Below are 23,573 nucleotides of genomic sequence, written 5' to 3' on the forward strand. Positions count from 1 at the left end.
GAATATCGGCCGCTGACCGCAGTCGGCCCTGCCCGCCGAGCGCGCAGGCCGTCCGCCCCGAAAGCCACCACCGCGGTCACCGCGGCGACCGGCCATCACGCCGGCATCGACATCTCGTTCAGCGCCGCCGCCGGCGGCCGCTCTTCCCCTAGCGCCGCCGGTTGCGGCCTCATTCCCCTGCCCGGACGGCGACGGCACCGCCGCGCCTCAAAACCCGCGCGACCCATTCGGCATGGCGGCACCGCCGCCCTCGCCGGCTGGTCCGCGGCTTCGAAGGAGCATCGTCATGACCAGCGCGAGACCCCCGGCGATCGAGGTCACCGGACTGCGCAAGTCCTACGGCGACAACGTCGTGCTCGACGGCATCGACCTGGCCGTCGCCGAGGGAACGATCTTCTCCCTGCTCGGCCCCAACGGCGCCGGCAAGACCACCGCCGTCCAGATCCTGTCCACGCTGATCGGCGCCGACGGCGGCGACGTCCGGGTGGCGGGCCACGATCTGGCCACCGACCCCCAGGCCGTCCGCGCGTCCATCGGCGTCACCGGCCAGTACTCGGCCGTGGACCGGCTCCTCAGCGGTGAGGAGAACCTCCTGCTGATGGCCGACCTGCACCATCTGCGGCGGCGCGAGGGCCGCCGGCTCGCCGCGCGGCTGCTGGAGCGGTTCGACCTCACCGAGGCCGCCGGGAAGCCGGCGTCCACCTACTCGGGCGGGATGACCCGCCGGCTGGATCTGGCGATGACGCTGGTCGGCGACCCGCGCGTCATCTTCCTGGACGAGCCCACCACCGGCCTGGACCCGCGCAGCCGCCGCACCATGTGGCAGATCGTCCGCGACCTCGCCGGCGGCGGAGTCACGATCTTCCTCACGACGCAGTACCTGGAGGAGGCCGACCACCTCGCCAACCACATCGCCCTGCTCGACCGCGGGACGCTGATCGCCGAAGGGGCCCCCGACGAGCTCAAGCGGCTCATCCCCGGCGGCCACGTGTCCCTGCGCTTCACCGACGGCACCGCGCTCACCGGCGCGCTCGACGCGCTCGGCGCCGGGTTCCTGGACACCTCCGACGACGACCGGCTCACCCTCCAGGTCCCCTCCGACGGCGGTGTCGCCTCGCTGCGCGACCTGCTCGCCCGGCTGGACGCCGCCGGCGTCGAGCCCGCCGGCCTGGCCGTCCACACCCCCGACCTCGACGACGTCTTCCTCACCCCTCACCGGCGACCCCAAGGACAAGGACACCGCCCGATGAGCACCGCCACCGCCGTCCGCCCCCGCCTCCTTTCGGACTCGGCGACGATGATCCGCCGGCGCCTGAAGCACATGCTCCGCTATCCGGCCATGACGGTGCAGCTCATCGGCATGCCGGTCGTCTTCCTGCTGCTGTTCGTGTACGTCTTCGGCGGCACGCTCGGCAACGGACTCGCCGGCGGCGGGGGCCGCGGCCAGTACCTCGACTACGTCACCCCCGGCATCATCCTGATGACCACCGTCGGCGCCGCCACCAGCACCGCCATCTCGGTGGCCATGGACATGGCCGAGGGGATCGTCGCCCGCTTCCGCACCATGGCCATCTCCCGCTCGTCGATCCTCACCGGGCACGTCATCGGCAGCATGATCTCCATCGCGATCAGCATCGTGGTCGTCACCCTCGTCGCCCTGGCGATCGGCTTCCGGCCCGACGCCACCCCCGCCGAGTGGCTGGCCGCCGCGGCCTTCCTGGCGCTGTTCGTCTTCTCGCTGACCTGGCTCGCGGTCGCGCTCGGACTGGTCGCCAAGAACCCCGAGGGCGCCAGCAACGCGCCCCTGCTGCTGATGCTCCTGCCGTTCTTCGGCAGCGGCTTCGTTCCCACCGACTCCATGCCCACCGCCCTGCGCTGGTTCGCCGAGTACCAGCCGTTCACCCCCGCCATCGAGACCCTGCGCGGCCTGCTGATGGGCGAGGCCATCGGCACCAGCGCCTCCCAGGCCATCGCCTGGTCGGTGGGCATCACCCTGGTCGGCTTCCTCTGGTCGATGAAGCTGTTCGATCGCGACCCCAGCCGCTGACGCGCACTCCCGCGGCGCTCAGGCCGCAGGACACCGGCTCTCATCGCCGTTATGGGCGCGATCACCGCAATGTGATAACTGTAACCATAATCATTGCCGCGCCCGCCGGCCGACGCCTTCGGCGCGAACAGCCCACGACCGCGGGAGCAGCACGCCATGACCACAGCACCGTCCGCCGCAGACAGCAGTAAGGGCCGGTCGATGCTGCGGGACGCGGCGTTCCTGCGGTTGTGGGCCGGCAACACGGCCTCCGGGCTGGCCACGTGGGCGCTGCCGTTCGTGCTCGGCCTGGCGGTGCTGGAACGCTCCCTCTCGGCGTCCGCGCTGGGCGCCGTGCTGGCCGCCCGGACGGCCGGGTTCCTGGCCGCGGTCCCGGTCGGCGGCGTGCTCGCCGACCGGCGGTCGCGCCGCGAGATGGTGCTGTGGGCCGGGCTCACCGCCGCCGTCGCCACTCCCGTGATCGCGTACGGGCTCGGGCGGTCGGTGGCGCTCATGGCCGCGGCCGCCGCCGTGGCGGGGGCCGGGCAGGGGGCGTGCCGGCCGGCGTTCCAGGCGCTGACCGCCGAGGTCGTCGACGCGGCGCGGCGGCAGCGGGCCAACGCGGCGATGACGCTGGCCGTCCGGGTGACCACGCTGGCGGGCCCCGCCGCGACCGCCGTGCTCGCGGCGGTGCTCGACGCGGGCGGGCTGCTCCTGGTCATCGGCGCCCTCTGGCTGGTGGCCGCGCTGGCTCCCCCGGCCGGGCGGAGGACGGGCACGATCGCACGGGAGCGGCCGGGCTTCCTCGCCGAGTTCACCGAGGGCGTGGCCGAGGCGCGCCGCCACCCGTGGTTCTTGGCCGGGCTGGCCGCGCTGACCGCCGTCATCGCCACCGGCTACTCGGCCACCGCGGTCGCCCTCCCCGTGGTCAGCCGCGACCGCTACGGCAGCGAGGCGGTCCTGGCCGGAGCCGCGACCGCCTACATCGCCGGCGCCCTGATCGGCGCCGTGATCATCGCGCGCTGGCGGCCCCGCGCGCAGGGCTGGAGCGCGCTGGCCGCGCTCGGCGCGTACGGCGTCGCCCCGCTCAGCCTGCTCCTGCCCGTCGATCCGTGGGTGGTCATCGCCGCCTACGTCGCGACCGGCATCGGCATCGAGCTGTTCAACGTCCCGTGGTTCACCGCCACCCAGCGCGAGGTCGCCCCCGGCAAGCTCGCCCGCGTCTCGTCGCTGGACTTCCTGCTGTCGTACGGCCTGGCCCCGCTCGGGCTCGCCCTGATCGCGCCCGCCATGGACGCCTTCGGCCCCGAACCCGTGCTCGGCGCCTGCGCCGCCGCCTGCTTCCTCGCCCCGGCCCTGGCCGCCCTGGTGCCCGGCACCCGCCGCTTCTCCAACGCGGCTGCGGCCGCCCGCACGAGCGATTAGGCGCGCCGCGGATCCCGCTTCACCGCGGTGATCACGGCATGGTACGGTCTGCACCGATAATCGTTTTCATTTTCGGATTGGTGCCATGTCCTCGACCGTGCTCTCCGCGCCCGCGGCCCGTACCGGCGTGCGCGAACGGGTCGCGAGGCGTTCCGGGCTGATGCTGCTGTGCGGCGCGCTGGGGGTCCTCCTGGCGGTGTCGATCGTGGTGGCCATCGGGCTCGGCGCGGCCGTGATCGGTCCCGGCGAGACCGCGCGCTACCTCTGGGCCGCCCTCACCGGCGGGACGGTCGACGCCGCCGACGCCTCGTCGTACCAGATCGTGTGGACGATCCGGACCCCGCGCGTCCTGCTGGCGGCACTCGTCGGCGCCGGGCTCAGCGCGGTGGGCGTCGCGATCCAGGCGATGGTCCGCAACGCGCTCGCCGACCCGTTCGTGCTGGGGGTCTCGTCCGGAGCGTCCGTCGGCGCGGTGAGCGTCAGCGTCACCGGCGGCCTGGCCGGACTGGGCGTGTACGCGATGTCCGCCGGCGCGTTCACCGGCGCGCTGGCGGCCTCGCTGCTGGTGTACCTCGCCGCGGCCGGCCGCGGGACGCTGTCGCCGCTGCGGCTGGTGCTGACGGGCGTGGCGATGGGGCTCGGCTTCCAGGCGCTGATGAGCGTGATCGTCTACTTCGCGCCGGACGGCGAGGCCAGCAGCATGATCCTGTACTGGACGATGGGCGGCTTCGGCGCCGCGTCCTGGGGCTCGCTGCCCGTCGTGGCGGCGGTCGTGCTGGCGGGCGTCCTCGTCCTGCACCGGTACGGGCGGGTCCTGGACGCGCTGGCGCTGGGCGACGAGACCGCCGCCAGCCTCGGCGTCGGCCCGGACCGGCACCGCAGGACGCTGCTGCTGATCGTCTCCCTGATGACCGGGGTGATGGTCGCGGTGAGCGGGGCCATCGGCTTCGTCGGGCTGGTCATGCCGCACCTGGTCCGGATGGTCGTCGGCGCCGTCCACGCCCGCGTCCTCGCGGTGGCCCCGCTGACCGGCGCGATCTTCATGGTGTGGGTCGACCTGGCGGCCCGGACGGCGGTCGCGCCGCGCGAGCTTCCGCTGGGCGCCATCACGGCGCTGGTCGGTGTGCCGGTGTTCATCGGGCTGATGCGCCGCCGCGCCTACGTGTTCGGGGGGCGCTGACGATGGATCTCGTCCTGGACGGGCTGACGGTGGCGACCGACGGCCGGAACCTGGTGCACGAGCTGTCGCTGGAGGTGCCGAGCGGGCAGGTCGTCGGCCTGGTCGGGCCGAACGGGAGCGGCAAGTCGACCGCCCTCAGATGCGTCTACCGCGCCCTCCGCCCCACCTCCGGCGCCGTCCTCCTCGGCGGCGAAGACCTCGCCGGGCTGTCCCCGCGGCACGGCGCCCGGCTCGTCGCCGCGATGACGCAGGACGGCGCGGTCGATCTCGACTTCACCGTCGAGGAGGTCGTCGCGCTCGGCCGGATCCCCCACGGGCGCGGCAACCGGCCCCTCACCGGCCGGGAGCGCGAACTGTGCGAGCGGGCCATGGAACGCCTCGACATCGTCCACCTGGCCGGGCGCGGCATCCTCCACCTGTCCGGCGGCGAACGGCAGCGCGTGCTCCTGGCGCGGGCACTCGTCCAGGAGCCGCGGATCCTGGTGCTGGACGAGCCGACCAACCACCTCGACGTCCGGCACCAGGTCGAGCTGCTGTCCCTGCTCCGGGAACTCGGCCTCACCGTGCTGGTCGTCCTGCACGACCTCAACCTCGCCGCGGCCGTGTGCGACCGGATCGGCGTCCTGTCCCGGGGGCGGCTCGCCAAGTCCGGGACACCTTGGAACGTTCTCACCCCGGAGACCGTCGCCGGCGTCTTCGGCGTCGAGGTCACCGTCGTCCCGCACCCGCTGTCGGGCTCCCCCCAGCTGCTGTACTCCCTCCCCTCCGAAAGGCCCACACCATGAAGCGAGCCCTCGCGACCGCCGCCGGCGCCATGCTGGTCCTCACCGCCTGCGGAGCGGAGGTCGAATCCGATCCGGCCGCGGCCAAGCGCAAGGTGAAGAGGTGCGGGGAGACCGTCGAGTACTCGGTGCCGAAGCGGGCGGTCGCCTACGAAGGCGGCAGCGCCGACAAGCTCTTCAGCCTGGGCCTCACCGAGCACGTCCACGGCTACGTCATGCCGCCCGCCAATCCGCCGGTCACCGAATCCCCGTGGGCGGCCGAGTACGCCAAGGTCAGGATGCTCAGCGACGACCTGCTCAACAAGGAGATCGTCGTCCAGGCCAAGTCCGACTTCGTGGTGGCCGGGTGGAACTCGGGGTTCAGCCAGCAGCGCGGCATCACGCCGCAGATCCTCGACGGCCTCGGCGTCCAGAGCTTCATGCACGCCGAGAGCTGCTTCAACTACCCCGGCCACCCCGAGAAGATCACGCCGTTCGAGGCCCTGTTCACCGACCTCCAGCGGCTCGGCCGGATCTTCCGGGTGGAGGACCGGGCCGACAGGCTCGTCACCGACCTGAGGAAGCGGGTCGAGGCCGTCCGGGCCGCCGCCCCCAAGGGCGACCCCGTACCGGTGTTCCTGTACGACTCCGGCACCGACCAGCCGCTCACCGCCGGGGCGCAGGTGCCGCCCACCGACATCATCAGGACCGCCGGCGGCCGCAACGTCTTCGACCACCTCCAGCAGCGCTGGTCGCAGGTCGGCTGGGAGGCCGTCACCTCGGCGCAGCCCGAGGTCATCATGATCCTCGACTACGGCGACCAGCCCGCCGCCAAGAAGATCGACTTCCTCAGGAAGTCACCGCACACCCGCGACCTGCCCGCCATCAAGAAGGACAACATCTTCATCCTCGACTACAACGAGGGCATCAGCGGCCCGCGGAACATCGACGGCCTGGAGAAGTTCGGGAAGTACCTCCACTCCCTCGACCGATGACGTAACCGGGCGGACGGCCGCAGAGGCGGTACTGCTGGTACGCGCGGCCGGCGTTGCATCGAGGGCATAGGATGTTGCCTATGGCGCAAGACGATGGAGAGCTGGACAGCCTCGTGCGCAAGCGCATCCGCGCCCTGCGGGTGGCGCAGGGCTGGTCCCTGGAGGAACTGGCGTCCCGCGCCAACCTCAGCCAGTCCTCACTGAGCCGCATCGAGAACGGCCGGCGCCGCCTCGCGCTGGACCAGCTGGTCGTCCTGGCCCGCGCCCTGGACACCACGCTGGACCAGCTCGTGGAGACCGCCGCCGACGACGTCGTCACGAGCCCGATGATCGACGGCGCCCACGGCCTGATGCGCTGGCCCATCAAGGGCGATCCCGGGATGAGCGTGGTGCGCCAGCGCATGACCGAGCCGCCGCCCGACAACCCGGCCCGCATGCGCGCCCACGCCGGGCGCGAATGGCTCGTCGTCCTGTCCGGCACCGCGGTCCTCATGCTCGGCCACCGCCGCCTCCGCATCGAGACCAACCAGGCCGCCGAGTTCCCGACGATGATGCCCCACGCCATCGGCTCCGAGGGCGGGCCCTGCGAGATCCTGGGCATCTTCGACCGCGACGCCCGCCGCGGCCACCAGCGCGAGAAGGGCGACCGCGACGCTCAGGGCGCCTGTGACTAGCCGTGCGCGGCGGCGTCATCTTGCGCGCCGGGCAGCGCATCCGGCCATTGCCTTGCCTAAACTGAAAGCGGTTGTGCTTTAGACGCATGACGGTCCTACCGTGAAGGCATGAACCACGCACACCCGCACGCCCCGCGCCACGGCGCCCAGCACGATCACCACCGGGAACACGGCGCCGAGGGCCAGGCGGAGATCCTCGACCTGGACGCCGAGGTCCTCGCCGAGCACATCGCGTCCATCACCGCCTGGCTGCCGCTGAAGCGCGAGCCGCGCCAGATCGTGGACCTCGGCTGCGGCACCGGCGCGGGGACCTTCGCCCTCCTCGAACGCTTCCCCGAGGCGCATGTCACCGCCGTCGACACCTCGGCCGAGCACCTTCGGCTGCTACGCGAGAAGGCATGCGCCCGCGGTGTCGAGGGGCACGTACGGACCGTTCAGGCCGATCTCGACGCCGGCCGCTGGCCCGACCTCGGCACGCCGGACCTGGTGTGGGCCTCGGCCTCGATGCACCACATGGCCGACCCCGACCGCACCCTCAGGAGCGTCCGCGAACTGCTCGCCCCCGGCGGCCTGTTCGCCGTCGTGGAACTCGCCGGCCTCCCCCGTTTCCTCCCCGCCCACGCCCCGGAGAGCCGGCCCGGCCTCGAAGAGCGCGCCCACGCGGCGGCCGACGAGCTCCACGCCGAGCACGTTCCGCACCGCGGCGCCGACTGGGGCCCGATGCTGACCGCCGCCGGCTTCACCGTCGAGGACGAGCGCACCGTCACCGTCGACATCGAGGGGAAGCGCAGCGAGGCGATCGGCCGCTACGCCCACGGCAGCCTGCAGCGCATCCGCGGCGCCGTCGCGGCCGCTCTCAGCCCCGAGGACCTCGCCGCACTCGACGAGCTCCTGGACGCCGACAGCCCGAACAGCCTCCTGCGCCGCGAGGATCTCGCCGTACGCACCGAGCGCACCGTCTGGGCCGCCCGCCGCACCTGACACCCCCGCGGCGTTCTGGTCGCGATCTCCAGGAAGGCGAGTACGGCCCTCTCCCCCGTGCTCGCCTGATCGGCCCGGCCCGGTACGCCGGCGTCCGTTCCCCCTCTCGGAACACGGGGTCGCCGGTCAGTTCGGGGTGAGGGAGCGGTCGATGTGGGCCGCCAGTTCGGCCGCCGAGGGGTTGGCCCAGGCCGTGGCGGAGGTGAGGGACGTGTTCAGCGCGTTGTTGAGGCGCTGGGTCAGGGCCACGGCCATGAGCGAGTCCAGGCCGACCTCGGTGAAGTGGGCGTGCGCGGGGATGGCCGCGTGGTCGGCGCCAAGCAGGGTGGCGAGGCCGCGCAGGACGATCGTCTGGATCAGCTGGGTGCGCGCCGGCCCGGACGGCTGCCCGTGGACGGCGGCGGTGTCGATGTCCTGCTCGGATCCGGCCGCCCGGGTCTGGACCTCGGACAGCAGCGGAGCCTGGACGCCGTAGGGGTAGTACCTGGCCATCACGTCGGGCTGGTACGGGAACATCCCGGTGTTCACCCGGCCGTGCCTGATGAGTTCGCCCAGCGCGGCGAAGCCCTCGGCGTCGGTGATGGTCTCGAAGCCGCGTTCGGCGAGGTCGGTGGCGCGGCCGCTCTCGCCCCAGGCGCCCCAGTCCACCGACAGGGTGGGCAGGCCCTGCCGGTGGCGCCACCGGGCGAAGGCGTCCACCCAGTTCCCTGCGGCGGAGTAGTTGGCCTGCCCCAGATTGCCGATCATGGCGGAGAGGGACGAGAAGATCACGAACCAGTCCAGGTCGATGCCCTCCGTGGCCCGGTGCAGGTTCCTGGCGCCGGTGACCTTGGGATGCCAGACGGACGCGACCCGGTCCGGGGTGAGGTCGGTCATGGGCGCGTCGTCGAGGACCACGGCGGTGTGCAGGACGCCGCGCAGGTCCGGGCCGGCGGCGGCGACCAGGCGTTCCGCGGTGGCCGGGTCGGCGATGTCCCCGCGGACCAGCTCCACCTCGCAGCCGCCGGCGCGCACGGCGGCGATGGCCTCGCTCTCGCGGGGGCCGGGCCGGCCGCGCCCGCCGAGGACGACCCGGCCGGCGCCGGCGCCCGCGAGCCACCGCGCAGCCTCCAGTCCCACGCCCTTGGTGGCGCCGGTGATGACGTACGCGCCGCCGGGGCGGACCACGTCCCGCGGGGCCGCCCGTACGCGCAGGTCCCGGCCCGGCTCGGGGAAGGTCAGCACGACCCGCCCGATGTGGTCGCCGGAGGCCAGCCGCTTGAACGCGGCGGCGGCGTCTTCCACCGGATGGCTTTCGAGGGGGAGCAGCGGCAGGCGCCCGGCGGCGACCTCGGCGAGGGCCCGCTCGGCGGCCGCGCGAAGGACCTCCGGACGTTCGGCGGCGGTCAGCGCCATGTCCACGGCCGCGTAGGTGTTGCCGCGGCGCAGGTCGCTCAGGTCCATCCGGGTGCCGTCGTAGAGGTCGCGCTTGCCGATCTCCACGAAGCGGCCGCGCGGCGCCAGCAGCGCCAGGGAGGCGTGCATGGCCGGGCCGCTCAGGGAGTTCAGGACGACGTCGACGCCGCGGCCGCCGGTGGCCTGGCGGACCTGGTCGGCGAAGCGGAGGTCGCGCGAGTCGAAGACGTGCTCCACGCCCAGCCGGCTCAGGTGCCGCCGCTTGGCCTCGGTGCCCGCGGTGGCCAGGACGGTCGCGCCGAGCAGGCGCGCCACGGCGACCGCGGCGAGCCCGGTCCCGCCGGCGGCCGAGTGGACGAGGACGGTCTCGCCCGCGGCCAGCCGGCCGACGTCGTGAAGGAAATGCCAGGCGTTGCCGTACGTCAGCGCGAGCGGAGCGTACGCGGCGGGGTCGGCATCGGGCGGGAGCGGCAGGGTCAGCTCCGCCCGGGCCAGGCAGTGCGAGGCCATCGTCCCGCCGCCGGGGACGATCGCGGTGACGCGGTCTCCGGCGCGCAGGTGCCCGGCGCCGTCGCCGACGGCGGCCACGACGCCGGTGGCGTCCGAGCCGAGCGGGGGCGGCCCGCCCTCCTCGGCCGGGTAGACGCCCAGCGCGATCATGACGTCGCGGAAGTGCACGGTGCACGCCTCGGTCCGGATCAGGACCTGGCCCGGCCCCGGAACGGGCGGCGCCTGGCCGGTGGCGGCGGGGCGGAGCCCGTCCAGGCCGCCGTCCGCGCTGCGCGGGAGCGTGTACTCCCCCTCCCCCGCGGTGAGGTCCACGGTCCGTTCGGGGTCGGGCGGCCGCGGCGCCAGGGGCGCGCGGACGATCCGGGCCACGTGGCGCCGCCCGTCCCGCCAGGCGACCTCGGTCTCCTCGTCGCCGGCGAGCACCTCCGCGGCCAGGTCGGCGACGGTGTCGGCGTCCACCCAGCCGACGGCGGTGCCGAGATGCTCGAACGAGGCGACCCGCAGCAGGCCGCGCAGCGCGCACACGTCGGGGTCCACCGGATCGTCCTCGAACACGTGCCGCGCCCGGGTGCTGGCCAGCCACAGCCGCGGCGGCGCCTGCTCGCCGGCGCGCAGGAGCGCGAGGATCCGGTCGACCCTCTCCAGCCCGTCGAGGGCGCCGGTGGCGCACCACACGACGTTCACCGCGCCGGTGTCGAGGTCCTCGGCGCCGCCGGACGGGTCCAGCTTGTGGAGGATGACCTGGTACGGGTCGCCGGACATGGCCTGGGCCACGCGCTCGGCGGTGCGGTCGTCGTCCCCGGGCTCGCCGACCACGATCCAGCGTCCGGTGTCCGCCGCCGGTTCCGGGAGGGGCGGCGCCTCCCGCCAGGCGATCTCGAAGAGCCGGCCGTTCAGGACCTGGGCGGCGGGGGGCCGGGGGCTCCTGACGAAGTACAGCCCTTCGAGCGCGCCCGCCCACCGGCCGTCGGCGGCGTACAGGTCAGCGCGTCCGGTGGCGGTCTCGTCCTCGCCGCGGCGCAGCTCGCAGCGGGTCCACGCGATGGTTCCGGGGTCGTCGGGCAGGACGATCGACCCGATCCGGGACGGCAGCCAGGGACGTCCCTCGCCCGAGGGGTCCGCGTCGCCGGTGGCGAGGTCCATGGCCACCGACAGGATGCACCCGTCGAGCAGGACGGGATGCACGCGCGGGGCGCCCGCGCGCACGACGGCCTCCTCCGGCACCCGCACGCGCCGTACGCCGCCGGGGGCGACGGCGGTGACGGAGTGGAACGCCGGGCCGGTGTCCAGGCCGATCCGCACGAGCGCCTCGTACAGCCCCTCGGGCGGCTCGGCGCCGCCGGGCGGAACGAGCGGCGGCCGCTCGGCCGGGGGCGCCGCGGCCTGGGCGACCACCGCCCGGGCGACGCGTTCCCACGCCCCGCCGGCGCGATGGGAGATCTCCACCGCGACCCGCTGCCCGCCGCTGGTGGCGGTGACCTGGACCGGGACCGAGTCCGCCAGCGGGAGCAGCCGTTCGAAGCCCACCTCGGTCATCCGCAGCCGGCCGGTCGGGGCGTCCAGCAGCTCGCCCGTCGCGGCCAGCATCAGCTCGACGTAGGCGGCGCCCGGGACCACGGCGCTGCCGCGCAGGGTGTGCTGCGCGAGCCAGGGGACGCGGCCGGTGCCCAGATCGGCGCTCCACACGTGCCGGGTCCGGTCCTCGGAGTCCCGGTCGTGCAGGGCCAGCCGGTCGCCCAGCCACATGTGGCCGCGGCCGCCGCGGCCCGCGCCGGTCTCCTCGGTCCAGAACCGCGACCGGTCGAACGCGGTGGGCGGCAGGGTGACGCGCCCGCCGTCGCCGTTGAGGGCGCGCAGGTCCACCGGCGTGCCGGCCACGTGCAGCCGGGCGGCGGCCCGGCACATCGCCTCGCGGCCGTCCTGGTCGCGCAGCAGGCTCGGCGCGGTGACGACGGGCGCGGCCAGCGCGGCGGCGCTCTCCTCCACGGCCGCGAGCAGCAGCGGATGCGGGGACAGTTCCACGAACGACCGGTGCCCGTCGTCCAGCAGCGCCCGGCACGCCACGTCGAATCGGACGGGTTCGCGCAGGTTGCGCGCCCAGTACGCGGCGTCGAACACGACCGGCAGCCGCGGGTCCTGGCTGGTGGAGTAGAACGGCACCCGCGGCTCCCCGCCGGCGAGCCAGGACACCTCCCGGGCGAGATCGTCCAGGATGGGGTCGACCTGCGCCGAGTGGGCCGCCACCGTGACCGAGATCTGCCGGCAGAAGACGCCGCGCTCCCGCCAGCCGCGCACCACCCCGGCCACGGCGTCGCCGTGCCCCGCGACGACCGTCGACGACGGCGCGGTGACGACCGCCACCGAGACGCCCGGCACCCGCTCGATCTCGGCTTCGACCTGCTCGGCGGGCAGCGCGACGCTCACCATGCGGCCGCCGGCGACCCGCTGCAGCATCGCGGACCGGGCCAGGGTGATGCGCATGCCGTCCTCGGGCGTCAGGATGCCCGCGGCGACCGCGGCGGCTGCCTCCCCCATCGAGTGGCCGACCACGGCGGCGGGCCGGACGCCCCACCGCCGCCACATCGCCGCCAGGCCGGTCTGCACCGCGAACACCAGCGGCTGGACGACGTCCATCCGCTCGCCGCACTCGCCCGCCGCCAGCGCCGCCCGCAGCGAGAACCCGGCCGCGGCGGAAACGATCGGATCCAGCCGGTCGATGACGCCGGTGAACGCCGGGTCGTCGTCCAGCAGGGCGCGCGCCATGCCGGCCCACTGCGATCCGTGCCCGGAGAACACCCACACCGGCATGCCCGGGGCCGGCGGCGCACCGCTGATCACCCGGGCGTCGTCGCCCGTGCCGTCCTGGTGCCCGCCCGCCAGCGAGCGCAGGCCGTCCAGCAGCTCGCCGGTGCCGGTGGCGAGCACGCAGGCGCGGCGGGCCAGATGGCTCCGGTGCAGGGCCAGCGTGTGGGCGACGTCCGGTGCGGCGGGCCGGGCCGCCTCCAGGTGGTCGGCCAGCCGCGCGCTCGTGGCCGCCAGGCCGCCCTCGGAGGCGGCCGACAGCGCGAACAGCCGCAGCCTCGGCCGTCCCGGGGTCCCGGCCGTGACGGAGGGGCGTGCCGGGGCCGGGCGGGCGGGCGGCGGGGGCTCCTCCACGATGAGGTGCGCGTTCGTCCCGGTCACTCCGAAGGAGGACACGGCCGCGCGGCGCGGCCCGGACGGCTCGTCCCAGTCGACGCCCTCCGTGGGGACGTAGAAGCGGGTGCCGGCCGCGTCGATGGCCGGGTTCCACTCGGTGAAGTGCAGGTTCGCGGGGATGTGGCCGGTCCGCGCGGCCGTGGCCGCCTTGATCAACCCCAGCACGCCCGCCGCGCTCTCCGCGTGCCCGATGTTGGTCTTGATCGAGCCGAGCGCGCACGGCCCGGCGGCGCCCCCGTAGGCGCCGCTGAGCGCGGCGAACTCGATCGGGTCGCCGACCGGCGTGCCGGTGCCGTGCGCCTCGATGTACCCGACCTCGCCCGGGTCGGCGCCGGCGGTGCGCAGCGCCTTGGCGATCGCCGCCTCCTGCGCTGCGCGCGAGGGCTGGGTGATGCCCTGGACGCGGCCGGCGTGGTTGACGGCCGTGCCCGTGATCACGCCGAGGATCGCGTCCCCGTCGCGTACGGCGTCGGGGAGCCGCCTGAGGGCCACCATGCCGCAGCCCTCGCCGCGGACGAAACCGTCGGCGGCCGCGTCGAAGGCCGCGCAGCGGCCCTCGGCCGACAGCGCCCCGGCCCGCGCGAAGCCGATGAGGCCGGCCCATTCCAGCTGGACGGTCACCCCGCCCGCCACGGCCAGGTCGCTCTCGCCGGAGTGCAGCGAGCGGCACGCCAGGTGGACGGCGACCAGGGACGAGGCGCACGCCGCGTCCACCGCGATCGACGGGCCGTTGACGTCGAGGATGTAGGAGATGCGGCCGGGCGCGCCCGAGTGGATCGAGGAGATGCCCTGGTAGATGTCGACCTCGTCGAGGGTGAACCGCCGGGAGTAGTCGGTGTTCGAGATGCCGATGAACAGGCCGGTCTGCGAGCCCGCCAGGGAACGGGGCGGGATGCCGGCGTTCTCCAGCGCCTCCCAGGTGGTCTCCATCAGCAGCCGGTGCTGGGGGTCGACGCTGGGCCCCTCCTTGACCGGGATCCCGAAGAAGCCCGGGTCGAACAGCTCGATGCCGTCCAGGAACGCCCCGTGCCGCACCGCGCGGGGGTCGGCCAGGTCGGCGGGGACCACCCGCTCGTGCCGCGGCCAGCGCAGGCCGGGGTCGCAGCCGGTGACCGCGTCGCGCCGGTCCAGCAGCAGCCGCCACAGCCCGTCGGCGTCGGTCACCCCGCCGGGCGCCCGGCAGGACGCCCCCACGATCGCCACCGGTACCTGGGCGTGGGCGGTCTCGGTCAGGCTCACCAGAAGGTCCCCTTCTCGCTGCTGGCTCAGGTCAGGGCGGGCCGCCGGCCGGGCGCCCGGCGCGTGCTCGGGTGCGTGGTCACAGGATCCGGCCGGCCGCCCGTACGGCCAGCCGGGCCGCCGGGTGCGCCATCAGCGCCGGGATCGTCGTCTCGCCGTGCATGTACCGGTCGAACATCCGCCACACCGGCGGCACCCTGGTCAGGGCTCCGTGCACCGCGCCGGGCCGTCGCAGGAAGATGTCCATCACCTGGCGCGAGGCCGCCATCTCCGCGCCGAGGTCGGCCCGGACGGCGCGGGTGTAGTCGGCGCCGGCCCGCCGGACGCCGGCGGCGTCGGCGCCCGCCATCCGCGCCGCCGCCGTCCCCGCCCGGCCGCCCGAGCGCAGCGCGAAGGAGATGCCCTCCCGCGACCATGGGTCGCACAGCCCGGCCGCGTCCCCGGCCACCATGATCCGGCCGCGGGCCAGCGGCGACTCGGGATGGCGGCACCGGGTCAGATGACCGGTGTCGTGCAGCGGCGTCGCGCCGTCCAGCCCCTGCCTGGCCAGGAACTCGCGCATGTAGGCGCGGGTGGCGTCGCCCTGGCCGCGGGCGGCGACCACGCCGGCGGTGCAGATGCCCGCCTTCGGGAACACCCACCCGAACGAGCCGGGCAGCGGCCCCCATTCGAACTCCGCCCGGCCCCTCCACCCGGCGGCGGCCCGGCCGCCGACCGGCACCTCCACCTCCAGGGCCAGGTCCGTCTGCTCGTAGCGCACCCCGATATGGCGGGCGATCCGGCTCGCGCTGCCGTCGGCTCCGATCAGCGCCCTCGTCCGCAGGGCCTCCCCGGCCGAGGTGCGCACGGTGACGAGGTCGTCCTCCTCCAGGCCGGCCAGCGCGACGCCGTCGCGGACCTCGGCGCCCATCCGGGCCGCGGCGTCGGCCAGGGCGGCGTCCAGCTCGTCCCGGAACACCATGAGGCAGGGCCGCCGCCCGGAGGTGGCGAGCGTGCGCCGCCGCCGCCCGACATGGGTGAAGGTGAACGACTCGATCGTGTCGTGCACCTCGACCTTCAGGCCGTCCGGCAGCGCGGCCTGGGAATGGCCGATGAGGCCGCCGCCGCAGGTCTTGTAGCGGGGCATCCTGGCGCGTTCCAGGAGCAGCACGCGGCAGCCCGCCTCCGCCGCGGCCCGGGCCGCGCTGGTGCCGGCCGGGCCGGCTCCCACGACCACGACGTCCCAGACCCGCGCGTCGCCGCCCACCCGTTCCGCGCTCATGCCGGGCCCTCCTTCTCCGCCGCTGGACGAGGCATGGCAGGCGCGCACTGCGGGTGTCCCGTTCGTGGACGCTTGCTGCTCGGGCCGCCGGTCGGCCCAATGACATATGGCCCCGCCAGGCCCGTACTTAACGTGTCCGTGTCGCTACGTTAAGTAGTCATCGGGGTTCGGAGCGCTTACCTGGTGGCCGGGCTCGCGGCCTCGTCGCCGGTGAAGGAGTAGGGCGGCCACGGGCCCAGGAAGCGGACGCGCACGGCCGGGTGGCTCTCCTGAAGCTCGGCGAGGACGAGCCCCAGGTCCTCGACCCCGTCGTCGTGGACCAGCAGCGCGAGGGAGAGCACCTCGGTCTCGTCCGGGTCGCGCACGGCGCGCCGGCGGTCGGCCAGGTCGTCGGCGGCGGCGCCGAGGCGGCGGCGCGCGTCGGCGTGCAGCCGGTCCGCCAGGGCGTCGGCCGCGGCCTTGCGCCTGGCCTCCAGCTGCTTGCCGAGGAGCCGCCGCAGGCCGGGCGAGCTCTGGCGCATCCGCTCCTCGATCTCGCGGGCGTCCTCGTCGTCGGCCGTCACGGCGGTGGAGTCGAGCGTGATCTCCACCCGGTACTCGGCGCGGTCCCGCAGCCGGGCGAGGCGGCCGAGGAGCTCGTCCCGGCCGTCGTGCAGCCACGCCCGCAGCCGGGTCTCGGCGTCGGCGTCCTCGCCGGGCGCGACCAGCACGTTGAACGTCATCGGCAGGACACCGCCCGCCGCGCGCCGCATGCCCTCGACCGCCTCGTCGTGGGTGCGGATCCAGGCGCGGACCTCCTCGTCCGGCCCCTGGTACGGCTCCGCGGGCGCCTCGTGCACCAGGGCGGCCAGCCCGCAGTCGGGCGCGCGCACCAGCCGCAGCGGGGCGCCGCCGATCCCCCGGCCCGGCGGTTCGATGCCGGGGCCGGGGTCGGCGAGCAGCGCGTACACGTACAGCGCGTCACGGCTCAACGTGAAGGTCCTCCGCCCTCGATCTCGTCGGCCCAGCGGGCCGGGTTCGCCAGCCGGTCCACCACCTCGTCGACGACCTCGTCCAGGCCGCGGTGCAGGTCGGCCACGGAGGCGGTGATGCCGTGCTCGGCCTTGATCTCCTCCATCGCCTCGTCCAGCTCCATGAGGGCGTCGCCGAGCCGGTTCAGCTCCTCGGTGCTGAGGTCGCCGCCCTCCATCCGGCGGACGGCCTGCCGCTCCAGGGCCTCCTGGATCACCTCGACCAGGGTGACGACGAGGGTGAGCACGCCGTTCTTGAGGCTGTTCTCGTCAACGGTGATGGCCATGGGAATCCTCCTCGCCCGCGCCTGCCAGCGCCCGGATCCAGCGCGGTGCCTCGTCGGTGGCCAGTACGATCCGCCCGCCCGGCGCGTCCACGACCAGCCGGTCCAGGGCGGACGACGGCGCGGAGCCCGGCTCGACCCGCACGTCCCGGATCGAGGCGGCGTCCAGGACGACGGCCGGGCGGGCGTCGGTCGGCGCCTTCCAGGTCAGCCGGCCGCGCTCCAGGCGGGCCCGGCCGCCGCGCCACAGGGCGCCCTCGCGGCGCGGCTCGTGGTACCACATATGGCCCTCGCACTCGGGCTCCTGCTCGGCCCCGGGCAGCGGAACGGGCTCCTCGGAGCGGACGTGCGGGGCGAGCCGGCGCAGGCTCTCGTCGAAGCCCTCTGGGTCGCCGGCCGACAGCAGGGCACCGCCACCGCCGGCCAGTTCCAGCCGCACCCGCAGGCGCTCCTCCCCGCCGACCGTCATCTCGCTCTGCAGCCGGGTGGCGGTCACGTCCTCCAGCCGCGCCTCCCACAGCACCTCGCGCGGCTCGCGCCGCTGGACCAGGACGCGCCGGTCGGTGAGGAAGAGGGTGCCGGGCCGCCAGGTCTTGGCGAGGCCGCGCTCGTCGTAGTGGCCGCCGAACGAGCGGATCACCACCTGCTCGTCCGGCTCCAGTTCGGGGACGGCGGCGGTGGCGCGCTCGGCCCAGGCGCGGGTGTCGGCGTCCCACTGCTGGAGCAGGCCGTACTGCAGCATGGTCTCCATCCCGGCGATGGCCGCCCGCAGGTTGACGCCGATGAGCGGGATGTCGGCGACCGCGATGATGAGGTCGAGGTGGAGCACCGCGCCCTTGTTCAGCACGGTCTCCAGCAGGTCGTCCAGGGTGACCAGCGGGTCGCGGGTGGGGCGCAGCGGTGAGCGCGGGCCGGCCGGCCCGGCCGGTCCGGCGAGCGCGCCGGGCACGGCGGGCACGGCGGGCGTGCCGGGCGCGGCGGGGTCAGCCCGCATCCGCGTCCCGTTCGGAGTCGTCCGGGCCGCCGTCGCGCGCGGCCTCGGCGAGCGCCTTGGCGCTGCGCCAGCCGCACCACGGGCAGAACTCGTTCAGCAGCTGCTGCGTGGGGGTCCGCTTCCCGCACTCCGGGCAGCTCTCCTTCGGGTCCTCGGTCTCCTTCCAGGCCGCCGTCTCCAGGTTCGTCCCCGAGGGGAACTCCAGGCCGTAGCGCGCCGCGGTCTCGAACGAGGCGAGCGCCGCCCGCAGCCGGATGCCGAGCAGTTCCACGCCGGCGACCGAGACCATGATGTCGGCGTTGATGACCAGGCCCTTGTCCAGCAGGACCTCCACCACGTGGGCCAGCCCGCCGTCGCCGCCGCGCTGCGGCTCCATCGGCCGCAGCCCGCCGACCGGGCGCCCGCTCAGGTCCCGGGTGGTCATGTCCCGGGTGGCCACCGTCCGCGAGCGCTCGACGGAAGAGGGGCGGACGATGCCGTCGCCCTGGCCGGTCCGCCGTGCCTCGGCCGGCCGCCTGTCTTGGTCCATCACGTCCTCATCGGTCGATGTTCATGGCACGCGTGAGCCTCACGCGCATCCGAACGTATGCACCCATTTCCGATGATTGGCGGATCAATCATCAGAGCTTGGATGGGCCATGGCGATCTGCCAGAAATCGGCGTAACGGCCGCCGTGGCGCAGCAGCGCGTCATGGTCGCCCGCCTCCACGATCCGGCCGCCGTCCAGGAAGGCGACGCGGTCGGCGCGGCGGACCGTCCGCATCCGGTGCGCCACCATCACCACCGTCCGGCCCGCCATCAGGCGCTCGACGCCCGCGTGCACGGCCGCCTCGTTCACCGGGTCCAGCGCCGAGGTCACCTCGTCCAGCAGCACGATCGGCGCGTCCTTCAGCAGCGCCCGCGCGATCGAGACGCGCTGCCGCTCGCCGCCCGACAGCAGCGCGCCGCCCTCGCCGACGCGCGTCTCCCAGCCGCCGGGCAGCCGCTCGACCACCTCGTCCAGCCGGGCCGCGGCCGCCGCCGCCCGCACCTCGGCCGCGGAGGCGTCCGGACGGCCGAGGCGCACGTTCTCCTCGATCGTGCCGTCGAACAGGTAGACGTCCTGGAAGACGACGGCGATCCTGCTCATCAGCCCCGCGGTGTCGATGTCGCACACGTCCACGCCGCCCACGCGGACCGCGCCCGCGTCCACGTCGTAGAACCGCGCGACCAGCTGCAGCAGGGTGCTCTTGCCCGCTCCCGACGGCCCGACCACGGCCAGCCGCGACCCCTCCGGCACCGACAGCGACACTCCGTCGATCACCGTGCGGTCGCCGTGCCGGAAGGTGACGGACTCGAACTCCAGGTCGTGGCGTACCGGACGGACCGGTTCGGCGGGCTCCGGCAGCGGCTCGGCGCGCAGCACGCCGTCGAGCCGTTCCAGCTCCGACCGCGCGGCGCGCAGCCGGCCGCCCATGTCCGCCAGCGCCAGCAGCGGGTCCGCGCAGCGCGCGGCCAGCACCAGGACGGCGATGACCTCGGCGGTGCCGGCGTTCCCGCCGAGCGCGAGGTAGGCGCCGAGCGCCAGCAGCGCGGTGAACGCCGCCTGCACCGTGAGCGTCAGCCCGAGGGCGCCGGGCACCACCGCCAGCGCGGTCCGGCGGGACGCGCGCTGGAGGTCGCGCAGCGAGTCGTCCAGCAGCCCGAAGCGTTCGGTGGTCCGGCCGCCGGCGCGCAGCACCGGCTGGGCCTGCAGGAACTCGATGACCCGGCCGGCGGCCTCGTGGTCCCGTGCGGCGCGCTCGGCGTCGGTGGCGTCCAGCGCGCGCCCCGTCCAGACCTGCATCGCCGCCACGACCGGTACGGCGGCCAGCGCGGCCAGCCCCAGCCGCCAGTCGAACGCGAGCATCACGCCGATGATCGTCAGCGGGGTGGCGCAGGCGGACAGGTACGGCGCCAGCAGGTGCGCGATCACGCTCATCGCCTGGAGCACGCCCTGGCCGGCCAGGGCCGACACCTCCCCGACGCGGCCCGGGCCGTACCAGCCGACGGGCAGCCGGGCCAGGTGGTCGCCGAGCCGGTGGTACATGCCGTCCAGCAGCGTGGTGCCCGCCCGGAACCCGGACAGGTCGGCGACGTAGCGCAGCACGGCGAAGGCCGCGACCGCCGCCCCGAACGCGATCAGCCAGGGGCGCGCGCCGGCGGGGCCGCCGCCGAGCAGTTCCCGCAGCACGGGGACCAGCAGCGCGTACGACAGGCCCTCGGCCACCGCGGCCGCCGTCATCAGGGCAACGGTGCGGCGCACCGGCTGTGCGTACTCGGGTCCGAGCACGCGCAGCAGCATCCGGATCATCGGGTCTCGTCTCCTAGCGGTACGCGGCCGTGGGCTTCGGGCTCGGGCTCGGGCTCGGCGGAGATCGCGGAGCGGTGGGTCCGCCAGAACTCGGCGAACCTCCCGTCCCGCGCCAGCAGTTCGGCGGGCGTGCCGTGCTCGGCGACCACCCCGTCCTCCAGCATCACGACGGTGTCGGCGTCGATGATCGTCTCCAGGCGGTGGGCGATGACCAGGGTGGTCCGGTCGCCCGCCGGGGCCGCCAGCGCCTGGCGGACCGCCAGCTCGGTCTGCGGATCGGCGAACGCCGTCGCCTCGTCCAGCACCAGGACGGGCGCCTCGGCGAGCAGCGCGCGGGCGATCGAGATCCGCTGCGCCTCGCCGCCCGACAGCCCGGTGCCGTCGCCGACCACGGTGTCGTAGCCGTGCGGCAGCTCCAGGATCCGGTCGTGGACGTTCGCCAGCCGGGCGGCGCGGACCACGGCGTCGCGGCCGGCGTCCGGGACGGCCAGCGCGATGTTGTCGGCGACCGACGCGCGCAGCAGGCGGACGTCCTGGAAGACGAACGAGACCGTCCGGTAGAGGTCGCGGGCGGCGATCTCCCGCAGGTCGGCGCCGCCGAGGGTGATCGAGCCGGCGTCCGGGTCGAAGAACCGCGGCAGCAGCCGCACCAGCGTGGACTTCCCGCTCCCGGACGGGCCGACGATCGCGGTGACCGTCCCGGGTTCGAGCGTCAGGTCGACCCCGCGGAGCACCTCGTGGCCGGGCTCGTACCCGAACCGGACGCCCCGCAGTTCCACCCGGTGCCCGCGCGGCTCGACCGGGCGGGCGGGCTCCGGCAGCGGCGGCACGGCGAGCACCTCCCGGATCCGGCCGACCGCGCGCCGGGCGGTCTGCAGGTCGTCGAAGCCGTGGCCGATGAGCGCGTCCACCGGAGCGGTCAGGCCGAGCCCCAGCAGCAGGAAGGGCAGCAGGTCGGCCGGGGCCAGGCCGCCGCCGGCGATGAGCACCGCGCCGCCGGCCAGCACGGTCAGCAGCATGAACGGCGGCGACAGCGCCAGCTGCATCCCGGCGGCGATCCCCGCGATGCCGCGCACCATCCGGTAGAAGCGGACGACGAACTCGTCCACGGCCGTACGGAACCTGTGGTGGGCGCGGTCGCCGCCCCCGAACGTCTTGACGACCGCGATGCCCTGGACGAACTCGACGGCCGCGTCCGCGATCCGCCCCATGGCCGCGTCGAACTCCTTCTCCTCGCGCAGCCGGGCGGGCGTCATCATCAGCGGGACCAGCGCCAGCGCCAGCGCCAGCGGCGACAGCGTGATCAGGGTGAGCCGCCAGTCGACGGTGAAGAGGTAGGCGAGCGCGGTCAGCGGCACCACGAACGCGGAGACGGCCGTGGCGGGGATGTGGGCGATGAACGGGTGCACGGCGCTCACGTCGTCGCCCACGACCTTGGCCAGCTCGCCGGTCCGGCGCCGGGACAGCCAGCCGATCGGGACGCTGCCCAGCCGCGCGGCCAGCCGCCGCCGGAACGCCAGCTGCACGTGCCCGTCGAGCAGGTGCCCGGTCGCGGACGCCGCGCCCTCCAGCAGCAGCCGGGCGAGCAGCCCCGCCGCGCCCGCGATCACGACGAGCCGGACGTGGCCGTGGTCGACGGGGCCGGGCGCCAGCAGCGTGCGGCCCAGCTCGACGACCGCCAGCAGCGGCGCCAGCCCCGCGACGGCACCGATGGCCTGGAAGACCACGATCGCGGCGAAGCCGCCGAGGTACGGCCGCAGCAGCCCCGCCGGACGGCCCGGCGCGGACCGCAGGACGAGCAGCGCCACGGCGGCGGCGGTGAGCAGGAGCGCGGCGCCGAGTGCCAGGCCGAGCGCGTACCCGTCGTTGAGGGCGGCGGGCGCGGTGCCCTCCCCGGTGCGGTGCTGGGCGGCGGTGCCGAGGGCGGCGAGGCCGAGCGAGGCGCCGATCTGGCGCGAGCTGTTGAGCAGCGCCGAGGCGGTGCCGGAATCGCCGGGCGCGACGCCGAGGGTCGCGATGTTGACGAGCGGGCCGAGGCAGAGGCCGAAGCCGATCCCGACGACGGCCGAGGGCCCGAGGACGTCCGCGGTGAACGAGCCGTCCGGGCTGATCAGCCCGAACCAGGCGAACCCGGCCGCGGTCACGAGCCCGCCGGAGGCCAGGAGGGTGCGGGGGGCGGCCCGGTAGCCGAGCTTGACGGCGAGCACCGAGCCGGCGATCACCGCGAGGGCCAGCGGCAGGAACATGAGCCCGGTGCGGGCCGGGCCGTTCCCGAGGACCTGCTGGACGTAGAGGGACATGAAGTAGAACGCCGAGGCCATGGCGGCGCCGGTCAGCAGGTTGAAGGCGTTCGCGCCGGCGACCGAGCGGTTGGCGAGCAGGCCGAGCCGGACCAGCGGCTCCCGGGTGCCGTCGTGCTGCCTGCGGCGCTCGACCAGGACGAACGCGGCGAGCAGCGCGGCGGCGGCCGCCAGGGTGGCGAGCGTGACCGGCGAGGTCCACGCGTACCGATCGGTACGGACGACGCCGAACACCAGCAGCGTCATGCCCGCCGTGGCCAGCACGCCGCCGAGCACGTCCGGCCGGCCGCCGCGCGCCGCCGGCGGGCCGCCGGCGACACCGCGCCAGGCCAGGGCCAGCGCGGCGGCGGCCATCGGCACGTTCACGAACATCACCCAGCGCCAGCCGGCGTACTCGGTGAGCAGGCCGCCGATCAGCACCCCGAGGGCTCCTCCGGCGGCGTTCACCGCGCTCCAGATCCCGAACGCCCGCACCCGGGCCCGGCCGCCGGGGAACGCCGAGGTCAGCAGCGCCAGCGCGGCCGGCGCCAGCGCGGCGGCCCCGATCCCCTGCGCGGCCCGCGCCGCGACGAGGTGGCCGGGTTCCTGGGCGAACCCGCCCGCCAGCGAGGCCAGCCCGAACAGTCCCAGGCCGGCCAGCAGGACGCGCTTGCGGCCGTACCGGTCGGCGGCCTTGCCGCCGACGAGGAGCAGCCCGCCGAACGTGAGGGCGTAGGCGTGGATCACCCAGGTCAGGTCCGCCGGACCGAAACCGAGCCCGGCGGCGATCTCCGGGAGCCCGACGTTCACCACCGACAGGTCCAGCGACACCATGAACTGCACGACGGCGACCGCCGCGAGCGTCAGCCCCGGCCGGGGAACCGCCGGGCCCTCGGCAGGCGGGCCTTCCCTGACTTGCGTCTTCTGCATGCCCGACATCGTGATGTCCGGGCCTGCCGGCGGGCATCGTGCACAGGAAGACATCTCCGGCTGCGGTCCGGGGAGTAGGGAACGGCCGGCTACTACGCG

14 protein-coding genes and 2 pseudogenes are annotated in these 23,573 nt (G+C 75.0%); 8 read left to right on the forward strand and 8 right to left on the reverse strand.

All coding sequences use genetic code 11. The features are described from left to right. Positions 1-286: 286 nt before the first annotated feature. From ACA361_RS17280 to ACA361_RS17315, 8 genes and pseudogenes are all read left to right on the forward strand, one after another. Positions 287-1,210: pseudogene (locus ACA361_RS17280) on the forward strand (ATP-binding cassette domain-containing protein); the annotation flags it as partial. Positions 1,211-1,306: 96 nt separating this feature from the next. Then, a pseudogene (locus tag ACA361_RS17285) lies at positions 1,307-2,047 on the forward strand (ABC transporter permease); the annotation flags it as partial. 156 nt (positions 2,048-2,203) lie between these two features. Next, positions 2,204-3,451 (forward strand): MFS transporter, encoded by a 1,248-nt coding sequence (locus ACA361_RS17290; protein ID WP_375013011.1) that lies wholly within the window; start codon positions 2,204-2,206, stop codon positions 3,449-3,451. 85 nt (positions 3,452-3,536) lie between these two features. Beyond that, positions 3,537-4,631 (forward strand): FecCD family ABC transporter permease, encoded by a 1,095-nt coding sequence (locus tag ACA361_RS17295; RefSeq protein WP_375013012.1) that lies wholly within the window; start codon positions 3,537-3,539, stop codon positions 4,629-4,631. A gap of 2 nt (positions 4,632-4,633) precedes the next feature. Then, the gene (locus ACA361_RS17300) at positions 4,634-5,416 is read left to right on the forward strand and encodes an ABC transporter ATP-binding protein (RefSeq protein WP_375013013.1); all 783 of its coding nucleotides are present in this window, start codon (positions 4,634-4,636) and stop codon (positions 5,414-5,416) included. Further along, on the forward strand, positions 5,413-6,387 hold the full coding sequence (locus tag ACA361_RS17305) for an ABC transporter substrate-binding protein (protein ID WP_375013014.1): 975 nt from the start codon (positions 5,413-5,415) through the stop codon (positions 6,385-6,387). The genes ACA361_RS17300 and ACA361_RS17305 overlap by 4 nt, the downstream gene beginning before the upstream one ends. Before the next feature lie 80 nt (positions 6,388-6,467). Continuing rightward, positions 6,468-7,061: a helix-turn-helix domain-containing protein gene (locus ACA361_RS17310; protein ID WP_375013015.1), complete on the forward strand. Its 594-nt coding sequence runs from the start codon at positions 6,468-6,470 to the stop codon at positions 7,059-7,061. Between the two features lie 108 nt (positions 7,062-7,169). Beyond that, positions 7,170-8,042, forward strand: a complete 873-nt coding sequence (locus ACA361_RS17315; RefSeq protein WP_375013016.1) for a class I SAM-dependent methyltransferase — start codon at positions 7,170-7,172, stop codon at positions 8,040-8,042. A gap of 126 nt (positions 8,043-8,168) precedes the next feature. On the opposite strand, the gene ACA361_RS17320 is transcribed toward ACA361_RS17315, so the two are convergent. The 8 genes from ACA361_RS17320 to ACA361_RS17355 form a co-directional block, all read right to left on the reverse strand. Further along, the gene (locus tag ACA361_RS17320) at positions 8,169-14,384 is read right to left on the reverse strand and encodes an SDR family NAD(P)-dependent oxidoreductase (protein ID WP_375013017.1); all 6,216 of its coding nucleotides are present in this window, start codon (positions 14,382-14,384) and stop codon (positions 8,169-8,171) included. 79 nt (positions 14,385-14,463) lie between these two features. Beyond that, positions 14,464-15,645, reverse strand: a complete 1,182-nt coding sequence (locus tag ACA361_RS17325; protein ID WP_375013018.1) for a geranylgeranyl reductase family protein — start codon at positions 15,643-15,645, stop codon at positions 14,464-14,466. A 176-nt stretch (positions 15,646-15,821) separates the two neighbouring features. Further along, positions 15,822-16,616 (reverse strand): GvpL/GvpF family gas vesicle protein, encoded by a 795-nt coding sequence (locus tag ACA361_RS17330; protein ID WP_375013019.1) that lies wholly within the window; start codon positions 16,614-16,616, stop codon positions 15,822-15,824. Then, positions 16,613-16,942 (reverse strand): gas vesicle protein K, encoded by a 330-nt coding sequence (locus tag ACA361_RS17335; protein ID WP_375013020.1) that lies wholly within the window; start codon positions 16,940-16,942, stop codon positions 16,613-16,615. The genes ACA361_RS17330 and ACA361_RS17335 overlap by 4 nt, the downstream gene beginning before the upstream one ends. Continuing rightward, positions 16,926-17,933 carry a gas vesicle protein gene (locus tag ACA361_RS17340; RefSeq protein ID WP_375013021.1) on the reverse strand — a complete coding sequence of 336 codons (1,008 nt, stop codon included), beginning with the start codon at positions 17,931-17,933 and terminating at the stop codon, positions 16,926-16,928. Before ACA361_RS17340 ends, ACA361_RS17335 begins: the two co-directional genes overlap by 17 nt. After that, positions 17,923-18,462, reverse strand: a complete 540-nt coding sequence (locus ACA361_RS17345; protein WP_375013022.1) for a gas vesicle protein — start codon at positions 18,460-18,462, stop codon at positions 17,923-17,925. Before ACA361_RS17345 ends, ACA361_RS17340 begins: the two co-directional genes overlap by 11 nt. Positions 18,463-18,546: 84 nt before the next feature. Continuing rightward, positions 18,547-20,265, reverse strand: coding sequence for an ABC transporter ATP-binding protein (locus ACA361_RS17350; protein WP_375013023.1), 1,719 nt, complete (start codon positions 20,263-20,265; stop codon positions 18,547-18,549). Continuing rightward, complete coding sequence (locus ACA361_RS17355; protein WP_375013024.1) at positions 20,262-23,474, reverse strand: MFS transporter; 3,213 nt, start codon at positions 23,472-23,474, stop codon at positions 20,262-20,264. Before ACA361_RS17355 ends, ACA361_RS17350 begins: the two co-directional genes overlap by 4 nt. Between the last annotated feature and the right edge of the window lie 99 nt (positions 23,475-23,573).

The organism is Actinomadura sp. 21ATH (assembly GCF_041951345.1).
Lineage (GTDB): Bacteria > Actinomycetota > Actinomycetes > Streptosporangiales > Streptosporangiaceae > Spirillospora.

Bases quoted from the DNA above. Each gene is read 5' to 3' on its own strand.
- ACA361_RS17295 (WP_375013012.1), top strand. From the start codon at position 3,537: ATGTCCTCGACCGTGCTCTCCGCGCCCGCGGCCCGTACCGGCGTGCGC.
- ACA361_RS17310 (WP_375013015.1), top strand. From the start codon at position 6,468: ATGGCGCAAGACGATGGAGAGCTGGACAGCCTCGTGCGCAAGCGCATC.
- ACA361_RS17315 (WP_375013016.1), top strand. From the start codon at position 7,170: ATGAACCACGCACACCCGCACGCCCCGCGCCACGGCGCCCAGCACGAT.
- ACA361_RS17340 (WP_375013021.1), bottom strand. From the start codon at position 17,933: ATGCGGGCTGACCCCGCCGCGCCCGGCACGCCCGCCGTGCCCGCCGTG.
- ACA361_RS17325 (WP_375013018.1), bottom strand. From the start codon at position 15,645: ATGAGCGCGGAACGGGTGGGCGGCGACGCGCGGGTCTGGGACGTCGTG.
- ACA361_RS17300 (WP_375013013.1), top strand. From the start codon at position 4,634: ATGGATCTCGTCCTGGACGGGCTGACGGTGGCGACCGACGGCCGGAAC.
- ACA361_RS17290 (WP_375013011.1), top strand. From the start codon at position 2,204: ATGACCACAGCACCGTCCGCCGCAGACAGCAGTAAGGGCCGGTCGATG.
- ACA361_RS17355 (WP_375013024.1), bottom strand. From the start codon at position 23,474: ATGCAGAAGACGCAAGTCAGGGAAGGCCCGCCTGCCGAGGGCCCGGCG.
- ACA361_RS17335 (WP_375013020.1), bottom strand. From the start codon at position 16,942: ATGGCCATCACCGTTGACGAGAACAGCCTCAAGAACGGCGTGCTCACC.
- ACA361_RS17350 (WP_375013023.1), bottom strand. From the start codon at position 20,265: ATGATCCGGATGCTGCTGCGCGTGCTCGGACCCGAGTACGCACAGCCG.
- ACA361_RS17305 (WP_375013014.1), top strand. From the start codon at position 5,413: ATGAAGCGAGCCCTCGCGACCGCCGCCGGCGCCATGCTGGTCCTCACC.
- ACA361_RS17345 (WP_375013022.1), bottom strand. From the start codon at position 18,462: ATGGACCAAGACAGGCGGCCGGCCGAGGCACGGCGGACCGGCCAGGGC.